The 1,948-nt window shown below is 62.4% G+C and carries 1 protein-coding gene and 3 pseudogenes; 1 reads left to right on the plus strand and 3 read right to left on the minus strand.

Features of this window, described 5'->3' with window-relative positions; translation table 11 throughout:
* Positions 1-125, plus strand: a pseudogene (locus ABN028_RS35740) (IS630 family transposase); the annotation flags it as partial.
* Here the strand turns inward: ABN028_RS35740 and ABN028_RS35095 are convergent.
* The 3 genes and pseudogenes from ABN028_RS35095 to ABN028_RS35745 all read right to left on the minus strand — a co-directional run.
* On the minus strand, positions 122-679 hold the full coding sequence (locus ABN028_RS35095) for a hypothetical protein (RefSeq protein WP_349699653.1): 558 nt from the start codon (positions 677-679) through the stop codon (positions 122-124). The pseudogene ABN028_RS35740 and the gene ABN028_RS35095 overlap by 4 nt on opposite strands.
* Positions 680-1,192: 513 nt before the next feature.
* Positions 1,193-1,831, minus strand: a pseudogene (locus ABN028_RS35100) (IS256 family transposase); the annotation flags it as partial.
* Positions 1,825-1,948 (minus strand): annotated as a pseudogene (locus ABN028_RS35745) (IS630 family transposase); the annotation flags it as partial. The pseudogenes ABN028_RS35100 and ABN028_RS35745, both read right to left, overlap by 7 nt.

Here is a 1,948-nt window from a genome sequence, read left to right on the forward strand (position 1 = left end):
TCACCAAGATCCGCCAATTCATCACCGGCTGGAACGACCGCTGCCACCCCTTCGTCTGGACCAAGACCGCCGACCAGATCCTCACCAAAACGAACCGTCAAAAGATCTCAACCACGGGGTACTAGTGCTGCTCGCGGTACGGCCACCCTGATTCCGGAGGTTCAAATCCGTCGGGAGGCCGGTGGTGGGCGCCCTCGGCGAGGCATGAATCGCACGCCCAGGCGAATTCGTCGTCGAGTCCGAGGCGTTCTGATTCAGCGATCGACGAGGGCGTGAGTGGCCGCATGCACCAGTCGCAGTACGTCTGGCCACCGCGTCGTTCAAGAACCTGGAGGTCTGGTCCCTCTACGACCAGCTGGGCTTCGTCGCTGCACGCCACGACCCGGCGGACCTCACCCGCCACACCTACACGGAGAAGGGCGTGGCCCAACTCGCCGACCGCGCCTCCCGCAGCCAAAGAGAAATCCTCCTGCGCGACGTTCATGCATACCTTCAGCTCGTTTGGCGCCTCACCCGACCAGACGCACAACTCCTCGTCGTGGGGGCGGAGGGCGGCGGCGATCCGATCAAGATCGTCTGGTGTCAACGGCTGGATCGCCTGAAAGTCCAGGTACACGACGAAGGGCTCCACGTCACAAGTGTCCTCCACCGAATGATCCTGTAGTGGCCGCCCGCTCATGCCGCGGATAGTGAGGTGCGGTCATGCCGATGTACGCGCTTTGCTATCCAGTCGATCACAGGTCATCGCGCGTCGTGGCAGGATGCCCGCCATGGGCGTGCTCTTCGACTACTTCGCAGCTGCATCCGATGAGGAAGCGGCCACCGTCATTGATCGTGTTGGTGGCCCGGCTCCCAGGCGACGATGGTTCCCCCTGCGGGGCGGCAACGCGGGACTTTCGGGCGCAAACGCCCCGAGCCAGAGCCCGTGCTCGGCACAGATCCCAACCTCGTCGTTTACGACACGCTCTCGGTCAAGGGCATTGACCCTGTCGTGCAACTCGGAACGCTCGAGGAACTCCTCACTGGGCGGCCATACGACGATCTAGTCGACGATCCTCGTAGCGGTCACGACATTGCAATACGCGACCGCGGTGAGCGCCTCGTGGTCACACTGACTGACCCCCTGACCGCGGCCCTCGCCGAGGCTAGGCGACGGGGTCCGTAACACGAACGGTGTTTCCGGCGGTTGGTTCTAGTAGGTCTCGGTGACCGGCCAGCGGTCACCGAAGGTGATGGCGAATGCGTTGATGACTGGCTTCCAGCGCACCATCCATCGGGCAGCTCCCTTCCCGGTGGGGTCGAGGCTGCGGGTGACAAGGTACAGGCACTTCATCGCCGCTTGTTCGGTTGGGAAGTGCCCACGTGCCCGTACCGCTCGGCGGTAACGTGCGTTTAGGGATTCGATGGCGTTGGTCGAGCAGATCATCCTTCTTATCTCGATGTCGTAGTCGAGGAATGGAATGAACTCGGTCCAGGCGTTCCGCCATAGCCGCACCATTGCCGGGTACTTCCCCGACCATTTGTCGGCGAGTTCTTCCAGTGCGGTCGCGGCAGCGTCAGGGGTGGAAGCGGCGTAGATCGCTTTGAGATCGCGTTTCAGCGCGTCCCAATGCCTTTTCGAGGTGAGATGGAACGAGTTCCTAATGAGATGCAGGATGCAGGTCTGCACGATGGTGTGCGGCCACACCTGCGCCACCACCTCGGGGAGCCCTTTCAGGCCATCGCAGACGAGAAAGAACACGTCCTTGACGCCCCGGTTCTTCAGGTCCACCAGCACGCTCATCCAGAACTTCGCGCCCTCGCCGCCGCTGCAGGCCCACAGCCCTAGTACCCCGTGGTTGAGATCTTTTGACGGTTCGTTTTGGTGAGGATCTGGTCGGCGGTCTTGGTCCAGACGAAGGGGTGGCAGCGGTCGTTCCAGCCGGTGATGAATTGGCGGATCTTGGTG

Origin of the sequence: Actinopolymorpha sp. B17G11, assembly GCF_040196095.1 — a bacterium.
Classification (GTDB): Bacteria; Actinomycetota; Actinomycetes; order Propionibacteriales; family Actinopolymorphaceae; genus Thermasporomyces.